At 62.4% G+C, this 17,206-nt stretch carries 17 protein-coding genes; 6 read left to right on the plus strand and 11 right to left on the minus strand.

Annotated features, from left to right (window positions below; all coding sequences use genetic code 11):
• Positions 1–121 precede the first annotated feature (121 nt).
• Positions 122–1,021, minus strand: a complete 900-nt coding sequence (locus AC1DU8_RS00970) for a LysR substrate-binding domain-containing protein (protein ID WP_457281472.1) — start codon at positions 1,019–1,021, stop codon at positions 122–124.
• Positions 1,022–1,163: 142 nt separating this feature from the next.
• A complete protein-coding gene (gene purU / locus AC1DU8_RS00975; RefSeq protein WP_457281471.1) occupies positions 1,164–2,012 on the minus strand; it encodes a formyltetrahydrofolate deformylase in 849 nt (282 codons plus the stop codon).
• Between the two features lie 144 nt (positions 2,013–2,156).
• Here purU and aptA point away from each other — a divergent pair, with 144 nt between their 5' ends.
• A complete protein-coding gene (gene aptA / locus AC1DU8_RS00980) occupies positions 2,157–3,497 on the plus strand; it encodes an omega-aminotransferase AptA (RefSeq protein WP_457281470.1) in 1,341 nt (446 codons plus the stop codon).
• A gap of 30 nt (positions 3,498–3,527) precedes the next feature.
• Here the strand turns inward: aptA and AC1DU8_RS00985 are convergent, their stop codons facing one another.
• Positions 3,528–4,337 carry a ChaN family lipoprotein gene (locus tag AC1DU8_RS00985; protein WP_477707211.1) on the minus strand — a complete coding sequence of 270 codons (810 nt, stop codon included), beginning with the start codon at positions 4,335–4,337 and terminating at the stop codon, positions 3,528–3,530.
• A 107-nt stretch (positions 4,338–4,444) separates the two neighbouring features.
• Here AC1DU8_RS00985 and AC1DU8_RS00990 point away from each other — a divergent pair, with 107 nt between their 5' ends.
• The gene (locus tag AC1DU8_RS00990; protein WP_477726355.1) at positions 4,445–5,530 is read left to right on the plus strand and encodes an AbrB family transcriptional regulator; all 1,086 of its coding nucleotides are present in this window, start codon (positions 4,445–4,447) and stop codon (positions 5,528–5,530) included.
• 140 nt (positions 5,531–5,670) lie between these two features.
• Here AC1DU8_RS00990 and AC1DU8_RS00995 read toward each other — a convergent pair whose 3' ends face one another.
• From AC1DU8_RS00995 to AC1DU8_RS01005, 3 genes are all read right to left on the minus strand, one after another.
• Positions 5,671–5,952: a BTH_I0359 family protein gene (locus AC1DU8_RS00995; RefSeq protein WP_457281467.1), complete on the minus strand. Its 282-nt coding sequence runs from the start codon at positions 5,950–5,952 to the stop codon at positions 5,671–5,673.
• Between the two features lie 156 nt (positions 5,953–6,108).
• Positions 6,109–7,188 (minus strand): DUF3108 domain-containing protein, encoded by a 1,080-nt coding sequence (locus tag AC1DU8_RS01000; RefSeq protein ID WP_477666447.1) that lies wholly within the window; start codon positions 7,186–7,188, stop codon positions 6,109–6,111.
• A complete protein-coding gene (locus tag AC1DU8_RS01005) occupies positions 7,185–7,997 on the minus strand; it encodes an IclR family transcriptional regulator (RefSeq protein WP_477689653.1) in 813 nt (270 codons plus the stop codon). Before AC1DU8_RS01005 ends, AC1DU8_RS01000 begins: the two co-directional genes overlap by 4 nt.
• Before the next feature lie 180 nt (positions 7,998–8,177).
• On the opposite strand from AC1DU8_RS01005, the gene AC1DU8_RS01010 reads away from it, so the two are divergent.
• Entirely contained in the window at positions 8,178–9,161 is a 984-nt protein-coding gene (locus AC1DU8_RS01010) for a fumarylacetoacetate hydrolase family protein (protein ID WP_477689524.1), read from the plus strand.
• A 100-nt stretch (positions 9,162–9,261) separates the two neighbouring features.
• Here AC1DU8_RS01010 and AC1DU8_RS01015 read toward each other — a convergent pair whose 3' ends face one another.
• Genes AC1DU8_RS01015 through AC1DU8_RS01025 form a run of 3 tightly spaced genes read right to left on the minus strand, consistent with a single transcriptional unit; the run spans position 9,262 to position 11,469 of the window.
• Positions 9,262–10,437: a toxin-antitoxin system YwqK family antitoxin gene (locus AC1DU8_RS01015; protein WP_457281464.1), complete on the minus strand. Its 1,176-nt coding sequence runs from the start codon at positions 10,435–10,437 to the stop codon at positions 9,262–9,264.
• Positions 10,434–11,039 carry a MarC family protein gene (locus AC1DU8_RS01020; protein ID WP_457281463.1) on the minus strand — a complete coding sequence of 202 codons (606 nt, stop codon included), beginning with the start codon at positions 11,037–11,039 and terminating at the stop codon, positions 10,434–10,436. Before AC1DU8_RS01020 ends, AC1DU8_RS01015 begins: the two co-directional genes overlap by 4 nt.
• 7 nt (positions 11,040–11,046) lie before the next feature.
• The gene (locus tag AC1DU8_RS01025) at positions 11,047–11,469 is read right to left on the minus strand and encodes a VOC family protein (protein ID WP_457281462.1); all 423 of its coding nucleotides are present in this window, start codon (positions 11,467–11,469) and stop codon (positions 11,047–11,049) included.
• A gap of 297 nt (positions 11,470–11,766) precedes the next feature.
• Between AC1DU8_RS01025 and AC1DU8_RS01030 the strand changes: the two genes are divergently transcribed.
• Positions 11,767–12,618: a PhaM family polyhydroxyalkanoate granule multifunctional regulatory protein gene (locus tag AC1DU8_RS01030; RefSeq protein ID WP_457281461.1), complete on the plus strand. Its 852-nt coding sequence runs from the start codon at positions 11,767–11,769 to the stop codon at positions 12,616–12,618.
• Positions 12,619–12,655: 37 nt separating this feature from the next.
• Positions 12,656–13,933, plus strand: coding sequence for an FIST signal transduction protein (locus AC1DU8_RS01035; protein ID WP_477726356.1), 1,278 nt, complete (start codon positions 12,656–12,658; stop codon positions 13,931–13,933).
• A gap of 114 nt (positions 13,934–14,047) precedes the next feature.
• Here AC1DU8_RS01035 and AC1DU8_RS01040 read toward each other — a convergent pair whose 3' ends face one another.
• Both AC1DU8_RS01040 and AC1DU8_RS01045 read right to left on the minus strand, forming a co-directional pair.
• Entirely contained in the window at positions 14,048–15,205 is a 1,158-nt protein-coding gene (locus AC1DU8_RS01040; protein ID WP_477726357.1) for a hypothetical protein, read from the minus strand.
• Between the two features lie 208 nt (positions 15,206–15,413).
• Complete coding sequence (locus AC1DU8_RS01045; protein WP_477701541.1) at positions 15,414–16,172, minus strand: helix-turn-helix domain-containing protein; 759 nt, start codon at positions 16,170–16,172, stop codon at positions 15,414–15,416.
• A gap of 113 nt (positions 16,173–16,285) precedes the next feature.
• On the opposite strand from AC1DU8_RS01045, the gene AC1DU8_RS01050 reads away from it, so the two are divergent.
• Positions 16,286–17,197 (plus strand): hypothetical protein, encoded by a 912-nt coding sequence (locus AC1DU8_RS01050; protein WP_457281457.1) that lies wholly within the window; start codon positions 16,286–16,288, stop codon positions 17,195–17,197.
• Positions 17,198–17,206: the final 9 nt, after the last annotated feature.

A 17,206-nucleotide genomic window follows, 5' to 3' on the forward strand; every position in this document is an offset into this window, starting at 1 on the left:
CTATTTGTTTACGCAGGATGCGCTGCATGTCAAAGGCCTTGAGCAAGGCACAAAACTCAGGGGCCCCGTCAAGGCTTTGCAACGCCGAGCGGCGGCCTTCTCATTAACAGGCCTTGGGGCCCTAACCCAGGCTTTTGCGCAGCCAGTCGGCAAAAGCCGCGCATTCCCAGCGGTCCATGGTGCCGGTGCGCCAGCACAGGTAATGTGCGTGCGGGCTGGGAATATTACCGGCGAACACTTCGTTGCTGCCCAGCCGCACCAGCGAGCCGTTTTCCAGCCAGGGCGCGCCCAGCTTGAGACGTATCAACGCGATGCCCATGCCGGCCGCGGCGGCATCGCACATCAGGCCGATGTCGTTGAACTGGGAGCCGTCGGTGGGTTCGGGCCAATCAAGTTTGTGGGCGGCAAACCACGTGCGCCATGGCTCCAGCGGCGAGCGCAACAGGCTTTCGCCTTCGAGATCTTCAGCCGCCTCAAAGGGGCCGTGTTCGCGCACAAAAGCCGGTGAGGCGAGCGGCGCGACTTCGTCCTTGCTGAGGCAGACGTGCTCCAGGTCCGCATAGCGGCCGGTGCCGAAGCGCACGATGAGGTCGGCATCCTCGGCCACCACGTCCAGCAGGGGGATGGACACCTGCAGCGTCAGGTCGATTTCAGGATAGGCATCGGTGAACTGGCGCAGGCGTGGAATCAGGATGGAGCGTGCGAACGTGGGCGTGACCGCCAGCCGTAACTTGCGCTTGCCGGGGGCGGCGCTTTGCCCGGCAGCGCCGGGAAATTTCTGCAGTGTGGCCAGGCCTTCGCGCACATGCGCCAGGTATTCGCTGCCTTCGGTGGTCAATGAAAAATCGGCACGGCCAAACAGCTTGGTGCCGATGATCTGCTCCAGCTGCTTGACGCGGTGGCTGACCGCACTGGGCGTGACGCAGAGTTCTTCGGCCGCCTGGGTCACGCTACGCAGCCGCGCCAGCGCCTCAAAGGTCAGCAGGCATTGAATGGGTGGGATTCGGGCAGGAGTAGCCATGTCTACTAGTGAACGCTACGCGTCGTTTGCGACGCTTCTTTGCAAGCAGGAGCCGCGGAACCGGCTTTGCCGGGCCGCAGGCGCAGCGGCCCCCGAGGGGGGCAGGAAGCTACACGCAGTGAGCGACCGTGGGGGCTCATGGCTATTTAAAGATGACAGTCTTGTGGCCGTTCAAAAGCACACGATGTTCACTGTGCCACTTGACGGCGCGTGCAAGTACCCGGCTTTCGGTGTCCTTGCCGCGGGCGGTCAGGTGTTCGACTGTGTCCTTGTGATCAACCCGGGTCACATCCTGTTCGATGATCGGGCCTTCATCAAGGTCTGCCGTAACGTAATGCGCCGTCGCGCCTATCACCTTCACACCGCGTTCATGTGCCTGGTAATACGGTCTGGCGCCCTTGAAGCTCGGAAGCATGCTGTGGTGGATATTGATGGCACGTCCCGAGAGCGAGTTGCACATGTCGTTGCTGAGCACTTGCATGTAGCGCGCCAGCACGACCAGTTCGGCACCCTCTGCCTCGATGATTTCAAGTTGCTTTGCTTCGACCTGCGCCTTGGTGGCCGCCGTCACCGGGATGTGGTGGAAAGGAACGTTGTAGCTTGCCGCCAGCTGGTAAAAATCGCGGTGGTTGCTGATGATGGCGCGCACATCCAGCGGCACCATGCCGGACTTCCAGCGAAACAGCAGGTCGTTGAGGCAATGGCCGTCGCGGCTGACCATGATCACGGTACGCATGGCAGCTTCTGTCGAGTGAAGCTTCCACTTCATGCTGAAAGGTGAGGCGAATGCTTCGAGCTGCACCTTCAGTTCTTCCTGGGTCAGCTGGTCGCAGGCAAACTGAACCCGCATGAAGAAGAGTCCGGTGTCGTGGTCGTTGTACTGCGCAGCTTCCTCAATATTGCCGCCGTTCTGCAACAGGAAGCCAGAGACCGCGTGAACAATGCCCATACGGTCCGGGCAGGACAGGGTAAGGATATAAGCGTGATTCATAGGGGGTGAATTGTCGCAGGTGAAGACTGTGTCTGCCCGGCCGGCGGGCAATTGACGGTGCAGGGCGGCGGCAAGAGTGCCAGAATGCAAGATCAAGCGCTGCTATCCCAGCTTCACTCCTTTCGACGCAGGAAAGAAATCACCATGGCCTACCAGAATTTCAACATGGAGCACCAGTGGCTCCCGTTCACGCCCAACCGCAGCTTCAAAAAAGACCCGCGCGTGTTTGTGGCCGCAGACGGCATGCATTTCACGACGCACGACGGGCGCCAGGTGATCGACGGTATTTCCAGCCTGTGGTGCGTGGGCGCCGGCCACAATCGCAAGCCCATCAACGACGCCATAAAGAAGCAGCTCGATACGCTGGACTACGCGACCGCTTTCCAGGCCAGCAACGACCAGGCCTTCAAGGCCGCCGAGATCATCGCAGGCATGGCGCCCGGCGACCTCAACAAGGTGCTGTTTTGCAATTCGGGCTCAGAAGCCGCGGACACGTCGTTGAAGGTCGCGCTGGCTTACCACCGTGCGCGGGGCGAAGGCCACCGTAATGTATTCATCGGCCGTGAAAAGGGCTACCACGGCGTTGGTTTCGGCGGCATGAGCGTGGGCGGCATTCCGGCCAATCGCAAGGTGTATGGCGCCGCGTTGCTGCCTCGCGTGGACCACATGCGTTTCATCCATGACCCGGTCAACCACGCCTACATCAACGGTACTGAGCCCGTATGGCAGGAAGACCTGCTGCTGGAGCTGGAAAATCGCATCCTGCCGCTGCACGACCCGAGCAACGTGGCTGCCGTCATCGTCGAGCCGGTATCAGGAAGCGCCGGATGGTACCTGCCGCCCAAGGGCTACCTGAAACGCCTGCGCGAAATTTGCGACAAGCACGGCATCCTGCTGATTTTTGATGAAGTTATCACGGGTTTCGGCCGCCTGGGCACCGGTTTCGGGGCGGACTATTACGGTGTGGTGCCCGACATGCTAAATTTCGCCAAATGCGTGACCAACGGTGTCATCCCGCTGGGCGGTGTGATCTGCTCCGACCGCATCTATGACGGCATGATGAATGCCAATGCCGGTGCGCCCGAGCATGCCGTGGAGTTCTTTCACGGCTATACCTACTCCGGCCACCCGGTCGCTTGCGCGGCCGCAATCGCGACGCTGGAGCTGTTCAAGGAAGAACAGTTGTATGAACGTGCCGGCCAGATGGGCAAGGTATTGGGCGACGCGATGCACAGCGGCCTGAAGGGCCTGCCCAATGTGATCGGTATTCGCAGCCTGGGGCTGGCCGGCGCGGTCGAGCTGGCGCCGGTGGCGGGTGTGCCGGGCAAGCGTGCCTATGACATCTTCATGGACTGCTTCCACAACGGTGTGCTGGTGAGGCCGGCGGCTGACAACGTCGTGGTCTGCCCACCCTACATCGTCGAAAAAGAACATATCGACCGCATCGTCAATGTGGTTGCCGACGCCATCCGCAAAAACGCTTGATTCACCGATGGAGGAGCCTCAAAAGGCTCTTCAGGGTTTGGGTACCAGCTGCTTCTGCAGGCCCGCGCAATAGTCGGTCTCCGGGAGCGGGGCCGTTGCCCACACCGCATCGAAAGCGTCTGCCCTCTCGGCATTCGCAGGGTTCCCGGCAAGCAGGCGCACTACTTTGGCTTTTATGTCCGTCGGCAGATGCAGCGGTACGCCCAATTGCCGGTTCGCATGGCCGCTTCCGGCCAGCAGCAGCACTGTCTTGCCGGGCAGCACGGCCTGCCCCAGGGTGTTGGCCATGGTGATGTCCTTGGCAATCTGGATACGTGTCATGGGCGTGATCTGGCTCTCGGGCAACAGGTTGCAGTGGCCGAGACGGATCAACTGCTGTTGGGCTTTGAGGGCGGGGCCTGGCAAGCGGGCGTCAAGCCGGCTGTCAGCCATGCTGTCTGGCATCTGCACCCGGGGCAGATTGGCGCCCATCACGGGGACACCGGCGCGCACCGCGGTCATCACGGCAGGACCGTAGGCTGTCCAGGGCCAGCCCTTGTCGTTCCAGTTGAGCGCATTGCGGGCCTGCTGCTCGGTGGCACTGGGCCTGAGCGCGGAAGTGCTTGCACCCGTGTCGGCCATCTCAAGGGCTACGGCAGCCAGCACCCCTTTGGCCGCCAGGGCGGCGACCACCTGTTGTTCGATTGTCTGGTGCTCAACGGCATCGTGCTGCTCCCCGAGGATCAGGACGTCGGCAGGGAGCAGCGCCTCCAGCCGGGTGGATGTTTGTGCGGCTTCGCTGCCCTGCGCCTGCAGAATGGGTGCTTCAGGCCGGCCCGCGCAACCGCCCGCCAAAGCCATCGTGGCAGTGCAGACAAGGCATGCCAAAGCACGAGGGGTGAAGAAATGGCGCATCGGTGGATACTACCGCTTCCAGCGGCTTCTGTTCCGCGCCGTTACGCTCTGCCATGCCTTCCTTGCCCCACCGCGCCGCCCAGTCCCCGCCCGTGCGTGTCGTCCTGACCTTGTTGCTGGCCTGGGGTGCCGCTTCTTTGTGTATTGCGCTGCGCACGCCTTTGCCCTGGATGATCGGCCCCTTGCTGGTGACGGCGGTGGTCTCCATGCTGGGCGGACCCACGGCCAGCTGGACGCCGCTGCGCAACGTCGGGCAATGGATCATCGGTTGTGCATTGGGGTTGTACTTCACGCCGCAGGTGGTGGCGTTGCTGGGGGGCCTGTGGTGGGCGATTGCGCTGAACATTGTGTGGGCACTGGCACTGGGCCTTGTTTTTGGGGCATGGCTCTACCGTGTGCATCACGGCCCGGGTCGCCTGCATGTTGCTGGCCTGTCACGCATCACCACCTATTTCGCGGCGCCTATCGGTGCCGCATCGGAAATGACGCTGATGGCAGAGCGCCACGGTGCGCAAACCGATCTGGTGGCGTCGGCGCACAGCCTGCGGGTGTTGCTGGTCACATTGGTCATTCCTTTCGGATTTCAATGGGCGGGGCTGCATGGGTTGGACGCTACTTTGCCGGGTGCGCGCGTGGTTCAACTGCCGGGCCTTGTCCTGCTGGCCTTGTTGACGGGTGCCGGTTGTTGGGTCATGCTGAAACTCGATCGCACCAACCCCTGGTTTATCGGTGCGCTACTGGTGTCGCTGCTGCTCACGGCCTGCGGCGTCACGCTGTCGGCCTTGCCGCAAGGCATGACCAATGCAGCGCAGCTGGTCATCGGCATCAGCCTGGGCGTGCGGTTCACCCGCAGGTTTGTGCACGTGGCGCCGCGCTGGCTGGGTTCGGTGGCGCTGGCGACGGTGGGAATGATTGGGTTGTGCGCCGCTTTTGCATGGGGGCTGGCTCAGTTTGCCGATCTTCACTGGGCCACCTTGCTGTTGGGCACCTCACCCGGCGGTATCGCCGAGATGGCCATTACGGCCAAAGTGCTGCAACTGGGTGTGCCAGTGGTCACGGCATTTCATGTCACCAGGCTGGCCGCCGTGCTGGTGCTGGCCGAGCCTATGTACCGTTGGTTTTACCAAGCCGAGTCATAAGCTCGCCCCGTCCAGGCTCACTGCGTGTAGCCCGTTCCCCCTTCCAGGGGCGGCGCCTGCGGTCTGGCAAAGCCAGTCCCGCAGCACCCACTGGTCGTTCTTGCAGAGTTCTTTAAGCCAGAAGTGAGCGACTGCGGGGCTTAATGAAGTGAAATTGGGGTGTTGGCCAGCCCGCTGTAGCCTTCCAGCGTGTCTTCGATTTCTTCTTGCGTGGGGGTGTTTTGCGCCCAGGCGCTCAAGCGCTGCTGGAACATTTCAGCCCAGGATCCATCCAGATAGACCTCTTTGCCCGAACGTTTGTCGACGATTTCGAAGCCATGCCGGGCCAGTTGCGGAACGGCCGGGACAGGCGCGGATTCTTCCGGCGCATTGGCGTGAATCTGCATGACAGCAAAAGATTCCGAGTCGTAAAGCATTTGCATGGTGTAGGTCCTTTAGCTTCAGATAGCAACGATGAGGCCAAGTTCAAGGGCTCGGGGGGTTAAGTGCGAAAGCATGCGGTAAAGGCGCGTAGTGCGTGTAAAACCGCACATAAAACGGGCACCTCCGTGCGGCATAACAACGCCGGTTGGTTGAACTCAGCTCTTGGTGATCGCGCTGAGCTGCTGGTCAATGAAATCCCCGTTCTGCTGGGTGATCCTGCTGCGAACGGGAAGATACCCCAGTGACGGGGCATACCATAGTTCCACTTTCTGATCGAACTCACGCCGGGGCTGACGAGTGAGTTTGAGCGTATTCAGCTCGCCATAGGGAAGTGCCATTTTCTCTTCGCCTTCCACCCGGAAAGTCCAGGTGTCTGCATCCCGCGGTCCCACGGTGTAAATCGAAATGGTGGAGCCCGCCGGAAAGCCGGTGGGGTTGCCCGCGAGCATGGCAGCCAGCTGGATGAAGACGCTGACCCGGTCCTGCGCACCCTTGATCCAGGGGGCCGCCGGCGTATTGGCGCTGAAGATGATCTGCCCCTTGTCTGCTTCAAAATGCGCGGCCACTTCGCTTCTTGATTTGTCCGAAAAACGGGTCGGCGCCAGGCCTTCCGGACCCACCTGCCCGGTGCTTGCCATGCTGCGTGAGCCCAGAAACAGTGCGCTGACGCGCATGGAGGCGCTGTAGTTGTTGCCTGAATAGCGCCATCCCAGTTCTGCGTCTGCGTGGTAGTTCAGGCCTTTTGCGCTGCCGGTCATTTTGTATTCCAGTCGCGCGCTTTCCGGCAAGACCACCGCCGTCACCGCCGACTGGCCTGGTTCGGCTATCGCGGGGGCGCTGGCAGCCGCAATTGTGGGCGTCGCCTGCGCGGGCAGGCTTTCCGGATTTTTTGCCTCGGGTGCGCTGGATGTCATCACCTCGGAAGAGGGCGTTGCTATTAAATCAGTAGCAGGTTGCGCTGGATTTTCCTGGGCTTCAACGGGTTTCTTCCTAAAAATCCTGGGTTTTGGAGGCGGCGTGGAGGGCGCGGGTGCCAGCGCTGTCGGTGCAGGAGACGGTGCGATGCTGCGCGTTGCGAAGGCCGGGCTGCGAGGGGAGGTGGCAGTTTGCTCGGGGCCGAATCGTACCGGCGACGACTTCAGCATCAGCGTGTGGACAGCCAGCACCCCTGCAGCCAGCGCTGCAAGCACACGCCAGCGAGGCGCCGAAGGATAGCGGTCGGTGGACGTGGTCACGCCTGTGTGAATCCAAGATCACCGGAAAGTTGCCGGGCGGCGGCGGCCAGCGGCCGTGCCACCGCGCCGTCCCAGTCCGGATCAAACGTTGCAAGCGAACCCAGCGCCACAATGCCGAGCGCGAGGTGGCCGTCGGCATCGAACACCGGCGCACAGAAGCCGGCTACGCCGGGCAGCAGGGTATTGACTGCCCGCGCCATGCCGCGGCGGCGGATATCTTCCAGCAAGGCATTCAGCTCGGCCATGGTGGCGGGAACATCTTTTCGCGCCAGCTTCTGGTTGCGTGTCAGTTCAGCCCTGACCAGCAGCGCCAGCCGCCCCTGTGGTTTGGCTTTAGCCTTGGGCCGGCTGGAAGACAAAAATGCGGCAAAGCACAAGCCCGTGGCGGACGACAGCAGCGGCATGACATCGCCCAGCCGCAGATTAACCGTCACAGACTGCGGCGATTCTTCCCAGTGGACGAGGGTCGGTCCCTGGTTGCCCCAGACCGCCAGTGCCAGGGTCTGGCCGGTTTGCACCATCAGGCGCGGCATGAGCTGGCGGGCCAGCTTCACGCTGTCCAATCTCGAAAGGGCAGCGAGTCCTAACTTGAGCGCAGCCGGGCCGAGGTCGTATCGGGCGGTTGCCTCGTCCTGGACGACCAGTGCCAGCCGCTGAAAACTGACGAGATAACGGTGCGCCTTGGCCGCGCTCATGCCCGCTGCGGCTGCCAGGTCGCGAAGCATCAGCGGGCCGGGTGAGGTAGAGAGTGCCTCCAGTAAGCTGAAGCCAACCTCGACCGACTGGATACCCGCGCGTTGCGGCGGCAGGCTGCTGCGTGCTGTGGCGGGTGTGCCTGGGCTTGCTTTCATGGCTTGTCTAGAATTTCGGGTTAGCCGTCGGTCAATGAATGCAGGGATCGTAACGCGAGGGGGCGCAATGTCGGCCGGTCGCCAGCCACGGCACAATTGACCCTTCGGTAACACCGACAGCCACCAATCAGGATATTGATGAAACTTGCCACTTACAAAGACTCTTCACGCGACGGCCAGCTGGTCGTGGTGTCGCGCGATCTTTCAACAGCCCATTATGCGACGGGCATCGCGGGCAAATTGCAGCAGGTGCTGGACGACTGGAACTTCATGTCGCCGCAGTTGCAGGACTTGTACGAAGCATTGAACCAAGGCAAGGCACGGCACGCTTTCCCGTTTGAGCCGTCGCGCTGCATGGCGCCATTACCGCGCGCCTACCAGTGGGCAGACGGCTCGGCCTACATCAACCATGTGGAACTGGTGCGCAAGGCGCGCAACGCCGAAGTGCCGGAAAGTTTTTACACCAACCCGCTGATGTACCAGGGCGGCAGCGACGATTTCATTGGGCCCTGCGACGATGTGGTGGTGGCGAGCGAGGAGTTCGGCATTGACTTCGAGGCCGAGATCGCCGTGATCACCGGCGATGTGCCCATGCGCGCCACCCCCGAGCAGGCGCTGGAAGGCGTGCGCCTGCTGATGCTGGCCAACGACGTGTCCTTGCGCAACCTGATTCCCGATGAGCTGGCCAAGGGCTTCGGTTTCTTCCAGAGCAAACCGGCAACCGCTTTCAGCCCGGTTGCCGTTACGCTGGACGAAGTCGGCGACGCCTGGGACAAGGGCCGCCTGCACATGACGCTGCAAAGCACCTGGAACGGCCGCAAGGTCGGTATGTGCGAAGCCGGCCCCGAGATGACATTCAGTTTCGGCCAGCTGATTGCCCATATCTGCAAGACCCGCAACGTCCGTGCCGGCAGCATCATCGGTTCAGGCACCGTCAGCAACAAGGACTGGAGCCACGGCTACAGCTGCATCGCCGAAAAGCGCGCGATCGAAACCATCGAGGATGGCAAGCCCAAAACCGAGTTCATGAAATTCGGCGACACCATTCGCATTGAAGCCAAAGGCAAAGACGGGCAATCGGTGTTTGGCGCGATTGACCAGAAGGTTGTAGCCTTGGTCTGAGCTGCGCAAAGGGGCCTTCCCTGCCAGCATGAGCCGCGGAACCGGCTTTGCCGGGCCGCAGGCGGGCGGCCCCCTCGGGGAGCGTGGGGGCTCTATTTTTTTATCTGGAATACGCTTTTCTTGAGCCGTCTTCAAAGACGGCATCGTCGCGCAGCAGCTTGCCGTCATCGTCCCAGGCCTTTTCGCGCGTGATGCGGCCGCGCTCGTCGTAGCTCGATTCGGCTACCAGCCTGCCGGCTTCGTTAAAACGCTGATGCGTACCCTGGGGCAGTTGCCGGTAGCGGTTGGAGGCTGTGTAGCGGCCGGTGGCGGCGATTTTTCCGCTGTCGAAGAAGTCGGTAGTCTGCAGCCAGGCGGTGTCGCCTTCACCACCGTACTCGGTTTTGCTGCGCGGCTGGCCGTTCAGGTAGTAAGTCTGGTCGCTGACCGGCTTGCCGGCCGACCAGCGCCTGTCGCGCGTCAGCGCGCCGCTGTCGGCGAACTCCTGCTCGCGTTCCTTGAACGAGGTTTTTGACGGGTTGGCTTCCAGCAGCCACTGGACTTCGCGGCGTTTCACGCCGGCATTGTTGAAATAGCGTTCAGTGCGAATGTTGCCCGATACTTCATCCAGGTAATCTGGTTTTCCACCGTCACCCAGCGTTTCATGGCGAATTCGTTTACCGGCCAGGTAACTGCTGCTGCCGTTCAATATCCCCTTGCCGCTGAACAGTTCGACCTTCGAGGTACCCCCCGAAAAACCGCACCAGCGGGCATCGTCTGCCGCCGGCGCGAGCAATGGCTTGTCGCCGCAACGCAAAGCCTGCAACTGGCCGCGGTCATTAAATTCGGCATACGCCTGCTCTACGCTACCGCCTGCGCGTGGCCCGTAAAACACGATGCGCCGCAATTGTCCATTGGTGTGAAAGCTGCGCGCCAGGCCGGCCTCGGTGCCGTTTTCGTAGACGGAGTCGCGCAGCACCTGGCCGTCCGGTGCGAATTCGCGCGCGCGGCCATGGCGGTTGCCACGCTCGTTTTCGCTGTATTCCCGCTGCAGTTTGCCGTTCTGGTAGTAGCGCATCAAGCCCATGAACTTGCCGCCCTGCAGCTCCTGCTCGCGCACCAGCTGTCCGGAGTCGCGGTCCTTGCAGCGCATGATGCCGGTCTTGCCGGCGGTGGTGCCGCCGTGGTTTGGGTTGACGCTTTCGCCGCTGACTTCACAATCCTGCACGGCATGCACCGAGGCTGAGGCCAGCGCGCAGGCACAAAGAAGGGCCAGGCGCTGCGCGGCGTTCTTCATGACGTGGCTCCGGTCTGGGTGATGAACAGCCGTATACCGCGCAGGAACATTTCAACTGAAATGGCCACAAGGATCAGGCCCATCAGGCGCTCGAAAGCCATCATGACGCGGTCGCCCGCCACCCGCTGGATCCGCTCGGACAGCACCAGCACCACGGCGCACACCGCCATGGTCACGCACAGCGCCGCGATCCATTCGAGCCGCCGTGCCGGCGCCTGGGACACCAGCAGCATGACCGTGGCCAGCGCCGAAGGGCCGGCCAGTGCGGGAATCGCCAGCGGCACAATCAGCGGCTCGCCCTGCAGCGGCGCGGCCTCGGGCTGGTCCGACGGGAAAATCATGCGCAGCGCGATCAGGAACATGACCACCGCGCCGGCAATCTGCAGCGACAAATCGCTGAGGTTCATCAGGCGCAGGAAGCCGTCGCCGACAAACATGAAGGCCAGCAGCAGCAAAAACGCGATCAGCACCTCACGCAGGATGACGCGCATGCGCCGCTCCGGCGCCACACCCTTCAGGGCATTGACAAAAATCGGAATGTTGCCGAACGGATCGGTGATCAGCAGGAGCAGCACCGTGGCGGAAGCAAAGGTATAGGCCATATATATCTCAGGCCGGGTTGGCCGAGTAAAGGGCTTCAAGTGATTGGAAACCCTTGATCTCGATGGGGTTGCCGAAGGGGTCGCAGAAAAACATGGTCCATTGCTCGCCGGCTTCGCCGGCAAAGCGCACTTGCGGCTCCAGCACAAACTCCATGCGGGCCGCCTGCAGGCGCTGCGCCAGGGCCTGCCAGTCGGCCAGGGCAAGCACCAGGCCGAAATGCGGCATGGGAACGAGCTTGTCGCCGACATGGCCGGTGCGCTCCGTCTTGAACGGTTCGCCCAGGTGGAGCGACAGCTGGTGGCCGAAAAAGTCGTAGTCGACCCAGGTAGGGGCCGAGCGGCCTTCCGCGCATCCCAGGATCCCGCCATAAAACTGGCGGGCCACGTTGAGGTCTCTGACATTGAAGGCAAAGTGAAAGAGGCTTTTCATGGTGCAAGCTTATCAGGGCATTGTCCGAAAGAGACGCTTTTGCAGCCTGGCCGGCAACAGGCATGGCGCCAGGTCTGCCGATGAATGCTATGAAATAGATAGCTGCTTGCGCTTGTCAATAAAGGTCTGTGGGTGTTTTTTGCTTGAATCCGTATCGAGACCGGTTCGACCCTGGTGTTTGCCTGGTGAAAACACAAAAAGCGGTTGACGCGCTGCTGCGGCGTTGCACAATGAAGGCGTGCGCTGGATCATCCAGCCGCCCGATGCAAATCGTGCACAACCTGCCAGGAGACATTCATGAGTGACGCGGACAACCCTTCTTTCCCCGGTTTCGGCAAGCTGGTGCCCGGCTTTGACTTTTTGCAGAACCTGGCCAAACAGGCGGCAGGCAGCGCCACACAAAGCATTCCGCAGCTGCCCAATCTGGGCAACTGGGTAGCGCCCACGCTGAATGTCGAAGAGCTCGACAAGCGCATCGATGAACTCAAGGCCGTCCAGTTCTGGCTCGACCAGAACGCCACAGCGCTCAAGGCGACCATCCAGGCGCTGGAGGTGCAGAAAATGACGCTGGCTACCCTCAAAGGCATGAACTTCAACATGGGCGACGTGGCCAATGCCTTCAAGCTCAAGGTGGCCGACAGCGTGGCCGGTGGCGTGCAGCGTGTGGCCGACAAGGCCCGCACGTTTTCGGGGCTGGAGGTTCCGCCAACGAGCTTTGGCGCAGACAAGCCGGCCGCAAAATCCAAGCCACCCGCCGCGGCCAAGGCCGGCGCGCAGCCGGCCGGCGTGGTGGACCCGATGCAGTGGTGGGGCGCGCTGACCCAGCAGTTCCAGACGATTGCGGCAGATGCCATGAAGGATGCCGCCAAAAAAACGGCCATGGACACCACCAAAAGCCTGGCGACCGGCCTTGCCAAGGACGCGATGAAGACCGCCACCGGCATGGCAACGGGCATGGCCCGCAACATGGCGGAGTCCGCCGGTAAAACCGTGGCGGGCGGCGCACGCGCGGCCATGAACACGGCCCTGCGCAGCAGCCAGGCCTGGCCTACACCGGCCGCCGGCAAAACTGCCGCCAAAACGAAACCCAAGGCCAAGGCGCCAGCGCGCAAGGCTGCAACCAAAACCGCACGCAAAACCACGCGTTGATACAGGCTGACTTTTCACTGAATTTCACCAGGACCCCATGAAGCTTTTCCCCTACGGCCACGCCACCCATCCGCAATGGCAGATGGCGGCAGGCCTTGTGCTGGCGCAACTGCGCGCCTACCTCGCATTGCCCGGCTACGCCAAATCGCCCACGCTGGCGCTGCTCTACATCACCGATCACTATGCGGCACATGCGCAGGACATTCTTGACCACCTGAGCGCCGAATTGCCCGACATCACCGACTGGAGCGGCACGGTGGGTGTGGGTATCGCCTCCAACAACGTCGAGTACTTTGACGAGCCGGCGCTCACCGTCATGCTCTGCGAGCTTCCGCACGACCAGTACCGTGTGTTCTCCGGGGTGTCGCCCTTGCCCCCGGCCAGCCAGGGAAGGTTCAAGGCGCATACGGCGCTGGTGCATGCGGACGCCGGAACGCCCGACGTTGCCGAACTGATCGACGAAATGGCACAGCGCACCGGCAGCGGCTATGTGTTTGGCGGCCTGGCCTCCAGCCGCTCCAGTACGGTGCAGTTTGCCCTTAGCGGGCATGGCAATGTCAAGGGGCAGGGCGCGGCCGGCGGTGTCTTCACCGGGGGGCTCAGCGGTGTGGCTTTTGGCCAGGGCGCGGCACTGATGTCGCGCATTACCCAAGGGTGCCGGCCCGTGTCTGCGCATCATGAAATCACGGCCTGCGAGTCCAATGTGGTGACGGAGCTCGATGGCCAGCCGGCACTGGAGGTGATGCTGGCGGACCTGGACGTGTCGCTTGATGAGCCGCGGGAGGCCCTGGCCAAAGTGCGGACCACGCTGGTCGGCCTGAGCCGCCCGGCAGACGTTCCCCATGACGGCGCCGGCCGGCACGGCCAGTTTGGCGCAGAGGTACTGGTACGCCACCTGATCGGGCTGGATCCGGCGCGCAAGGGTATTGCCATTGCGGAGGTGCCCGTCGTGGGCATGAAGCTGGCTTTCTGCGAACGCAACATGGAAGCCGCGCGCGCCGACCTGGTGCGTGTGTGCGCCGAGATTCGTGAAGAGCTGGAACCGGAAGAAGTTACGCTGGAAGTTGCCAGCGCCTTGAGTGCGTCAGAGGCCGAATCCGCGCCGCACGCGGCCCGGCGCATAGCCGGCGCGGTGTATGTCAGTTGCTCCGGCCGTGGCGGCCCGCACTTTGGTGCGCCCAGTGCCGAACTGCAGATCGTGCGGCGGGCCCTGGGCGATGTGCCGCTGGTTGGCTTTTTCGCCGGCGGCGAGATCGCCCGGCACCACCTTTACGGCTACACCGGTGTGCTGACGGTGTTTACGTCGCCTGCCTAGGTTTACCCCTATCGGACGCTCACTGCGTGTAGCGCCTTTTCCCCTTCCAGGGGACGGGCTCCTTGCGGCCGGCAAAGCCGGACCGCGGCCCCCGCTTGCTCGACGGTAAGGGACTTACGAAACCTGGGCTTCAAGCAGCTCCACCGGATCGCCGTAACGCGCCGCCAGTGCCACCACCGACGGGTCGCGCAGCGCGCACAAGAAGCCGTCCTTGATCAGGGTGCGGTCCCCTGCAGTCACGGTGCCGTCCAGCGTGATCAGGTCCATGTGCACCGGCGGCTCTTCCCAGTCAGGCATGACGCGGCGTATGTAGTCGCTGGGTTGTGCCAGGTCGATGCCGAAGTGCAGCGCGCCGGGCGCGTTCGAGCCGGCTGGGTACACCGTGTGGCGCGGTGCCTTGGGGTTGAAACCGCAGCCGCCGCCTTCGATCATTCGGCCGCCGACCAGCATCTCGCGCAGGATCACCGCTTCTTCTGAAATTCCATCGACCGAGGAAATCGTGTCGCCTTCAAAATGCACGGCGATTTTTTCCTCAAACGGTTTGGCAAAACCGACCGCCCATTGCGGGTAAAGCACGCCCGCCATGGGCACCACGGCCTTGAAATCATTTTTGACCGAGTTGTGATCCCACAGATTGGGGCCGTGTGTCGGCAGGTAGTGCACATAACAGCCGTCTTCCTCGGCTGTCATCTGGCCGCGCCAGCGGTTGGTGGCCAGCTGGCTGGCGCGCATCGCCTGCGTGAAGCTGATGCGGAAGTCGCTGCCGCGAGAGTCGGTGAAGCGCAAGTCGAAATCGCCTTCGATCGGGTAACGGCTGGCCGTTTGGCGGATGATCTCGCCGATGAGGTCGACCGGAAAGCGCGCCTGCGGCGTGTGCAGCAGGTCCAGGTTGCGAAAGTAGGTGATCTTGACCCAGCGCTGGCCGGCGCGGCGCAGGTTGATGCACAAAGGGTCGAGGATGGAGCAGAACCAGGTAGACACCACAAAAGTGGCCTTCTTCAGCATGGCGTGCACTTCTTCAGGTACGGCGGTCACTTGCGTGCTCGGCTCCATATAAACGCGCGCCTCGGCGCCGCGCGATTTGGCAATACCGATCACGGCGTCGATCACACGCGGGTCCAGCAGAGGGTCGGCCAGCATCAGGACCCGGTCCCCGGGGCGTATCGCCATCACGCGCGAGAAGTTGTCCAGCGCCTGGAAGAAGTATTTGGTGTCGGTCAGATTTGCAGCGACCGGGATGGGCAGGCCAACGTAGGTGGAGGTGGGGTTCATCGTGCTTCTGATGGAAATTGCATGCATAAATCAGTCTTGCAGGTTGCAATTCGCTGAATATTATCAGTAAACTCCGAATTTTCTTAGTCAACTAATATAATTGCGTGCAATAGGCCGCGGGCGACGATCTGAACTGAATACCAGCAGGCCCCGCGGAACCGGCTTTGCCGGGCCGCGGGGGGGGCGCCCCTTTGAGGGGGGGGACGGGCTACACGAAGTGAGTCCCGGACGGGGGTGTTCGTCGTAAATTAGCGAAGGCCTCGAACTCCCAGCTCCGCATGGCCAGCAGCAAGGTGAATCCTTCGCGGTCCTTGTCGCCCAGCTTCTGGTCGGTCTGGTGCTGTTGGGCAAAGTCCTGCGCCACCCGCTGCATGCGCTCAAGGAACGAAGGCGCCAGGCCGCGGCTGATGGAGCCGTGCACCAGCAACAGGCCTTCGCCGTTGCCGTCAAATCCACCGGAAAAATAGTCAAGCAGGGCGTTTTCGCGGAAGTAGTCCATGACCGGCCCGTGTGGTCGCCAACGGAAGGTCTTGGCGAGCTTGAGCCGGTAGCGGTTCAGCGGCTTGAGCTCGATGATGCCGATACGGTCCAGTTGCGCAAGGTATTTGATGCACTCGGCTTCGGTCAGCCGGTAACTGGTGGTGATTTGCTCCAGCGTCCATTGCGACAGCACACAGATGGCGGCCAGCAACAGCTTCTTGTCGGCCACCACGGCTTTTTCCTGTGCTTCGGTCAGCTCCGCCAGCAGCGGCTGGGTGTCGGCGATGCGCCTGGCCAGGTCGGCAAAGTCCAGCTTGAGCGCGCGGCAGATCGCGTCGATACGCGAGAGGGGCATATCGCCCCTGGCCAGCATGCGCTTGACGCTTGACTCGGCCATGCCAAGTTTGACGGCCAGGTCGGCGTACGTCATGCGCGCAGCCTTGAGCTCTTTTTTGAGGACGGTGACAAGATCTGCGGTAGTGCTCATGAGTATCGATTATCGGTACTTTAAGGTTGAACGGTGAGAACTGGTTCTAATTTCGGTGCTTTTTTCGGGACATGGCCTGCACAGTGCGGCTTCATTCACACAGGAGCTGCCCCATGCCAATCAGCCTAAAAACCGCCCACCGCCGTGTTGTGCCACCGCCTTCCTGGTTCGCACAGATGAAGGTATCGGGCTGGAACGCACCGGCCTGCCGCCGCGAATCCGCGCTCGCCGGCGTGTTGCTTGCGATGCTGGCGGCGGCATTGCTGGGGCCGTCGGTGGCGCAGCCTTTGCACTATCACGACTTCGCCGACCAACGAGCCTGGGGATGGTTGCCGCATGCGATGGACGTCCTCAGCAACCTGCCGTTCGTGCTGTGGGGCATGGCGGGTGCCTGGGCCCTTGTGCGTGCCGTGAAGGCGCGGGCTGTCAGCGCCGCAGCCGCAGGTTTCGCAGGGCTGTTCTTTTCCGGCTTGGCCCTCACCTCCGTGGTTTCTGCGGCCTACCATCTGCAGCCGGGAGATGCCGGGCTGGTCTGGGATCGCGGCGGCATGGTGTTTGCCTTCGCCGGCCTGCTCGGGCTTGGCACCATGCAGGCCGTCAGCACCCGTGCCGGTATGGCGGTTGCTGCAATGGTCCTCGTTCTCGGACCGTTGTCCGTGCACCTGTGGTCGCAGACGGGCAATGTGCTGCCCTGGGCCGTTTTGCAACTCGGTGGCATGTTGCTGATTGTCGGCGTCGCCTGTTTGCGGCCCACGCTGGCAGGGCGGGTGTTGCCCATCCGCTGGATGCTGGTGGTGGCCATTTATGCGCTGGCCAAGCTGCTCGAGCTGGGTGACCACGCGGTGTTCGAATGGACGGGTCAGCTGGTTTCGGGCCACACCCTGAAGCACGTGGTGGCCAGTTGTGCTGCCTGGCCCGTCGTTGCGGCGCTTCTGGACGCCCGGAAATTCAAGGCAGAATCCACAGCAGCATTCAAAAACAGAGCAGGCAGGCCATCTCGCCACAGCTTGCCGCACAACAACTGAAAAGAGGAG

This window comes from Polaromonas sp. P3_A5 (assembly GCF_056403055.1).

Excerpts from the sequence above, each read along its gene's own strand:
- purU (WP_457281471.1), bottom strand. The coding sequence starts at position 2,012 with ATGAATCACGCTTATATCCTTACCCTGTCCTGCCCGGACCGTATGGGC.
- AC1DU8_RS01050 (WP_457281457.1), top strand. The coding sequence starts at position 16,286 with ATGCCAATCAGCCTAAAAACCGCCCACCGCCGTGTTGTGCCACCGCCT.
- AC1DU8_RS01035 (WP_477726356.1), top strand. The coding sequence starts at position 12,656 with ATGAAGCTTTTCCCCTACGGCCACGCCACCCATCCGCAATGGCAGATG.
- AC1DU8_RS01015 (WP_457281464.1), bottom strand. The coding sequence starts at position 10,437 with ATGAAGAACGCCGCGCAGCGCCTGGCCCTTCTTTGTGCCTGCGCGCTG.
- AC1DU8_RS01010 (WP_477689524.1), top strand. The coding sequence starts at position 8,178 with ATGAAACTTGCCACTTACAAAGACTCTTCACGCGACGGCCAGCTGGTC.
- AC1DU8_RS00990 (WP_477726355.1), top strand. The coding sequence starts at position 4,445 with ATGCCTTCCTTGCCCCACCGCGCCGCCCAGTCCCCGCCCGTGCGTGTC.
- AC1DU8_RS00970 (WP_457281472.1), bottom strand. The coding sequence starts at position 1,021 with ATGGCTACTCCTGCCCGAATCCCACCCATTCAATGCCTGCTGACCTTT.
- AC1DU8_RS01045 (WP_477701541.1), bottom strand. The coding sequence starts at position 16,172 with ATGAGCACTACCGCAGATCTTGTCACCGTCCTCAAAAAAGAGCTCAAG.
- AC1DU8_RS01020 (WP_457281463.1), bottom strand. The coding sequence starts at position 11,039 with ATGGCCTATACCTTTGCTTCCGCCACGGTGCTGCTCCTGCTGATCACC.
- AC1DU8_RS01030 (WP_457281461.1), top strand. The coding sequence starts at position 11,767 with ATGAGTGACGCGGACAACCCTTCTTTCCCCGGTTTCGGCAAGCTGGTG.
- AC1DU8_RS00995 (WP_457281467.1), bottom strand. The coding sequence starts at position 5,952 with ATGCAAATGCTTTACGACTCGGAATCTTTTGCTGTCATGCAGATTCAC.
- AC1DU8_RS01040 (WP_477726357.1), bottom strand. The coding sequence starts at position 15,205 with ATGAACCCCACCTCCACCTACGTTGGCCTGCCCATCCCGGTCGCTGCA.
- AC1DU8_RS01025 (WP_457281462.1), bottom strand. The coding sequence starts at position 11,469 with ATGAAAAGCCTCTTTCACTTTGCCTTCAATGTCAGAGACCTCAACGTG.
- AC1DU8_RS00985 (WP_477707211.1), bottom strand. The coding sequence starts at position 4,337 with ATGGCTTTGGCGGGCGGTTGCGCGGGCCGGCCTGAAGCACCCATTCTG.
- aptA (WP_457281470.1), top strand. The coding sequence starts at position 2,157 with ATGGCCTACCAGAATTTCAACATGGAGCACCAGTGGCTCCCGTTCACG.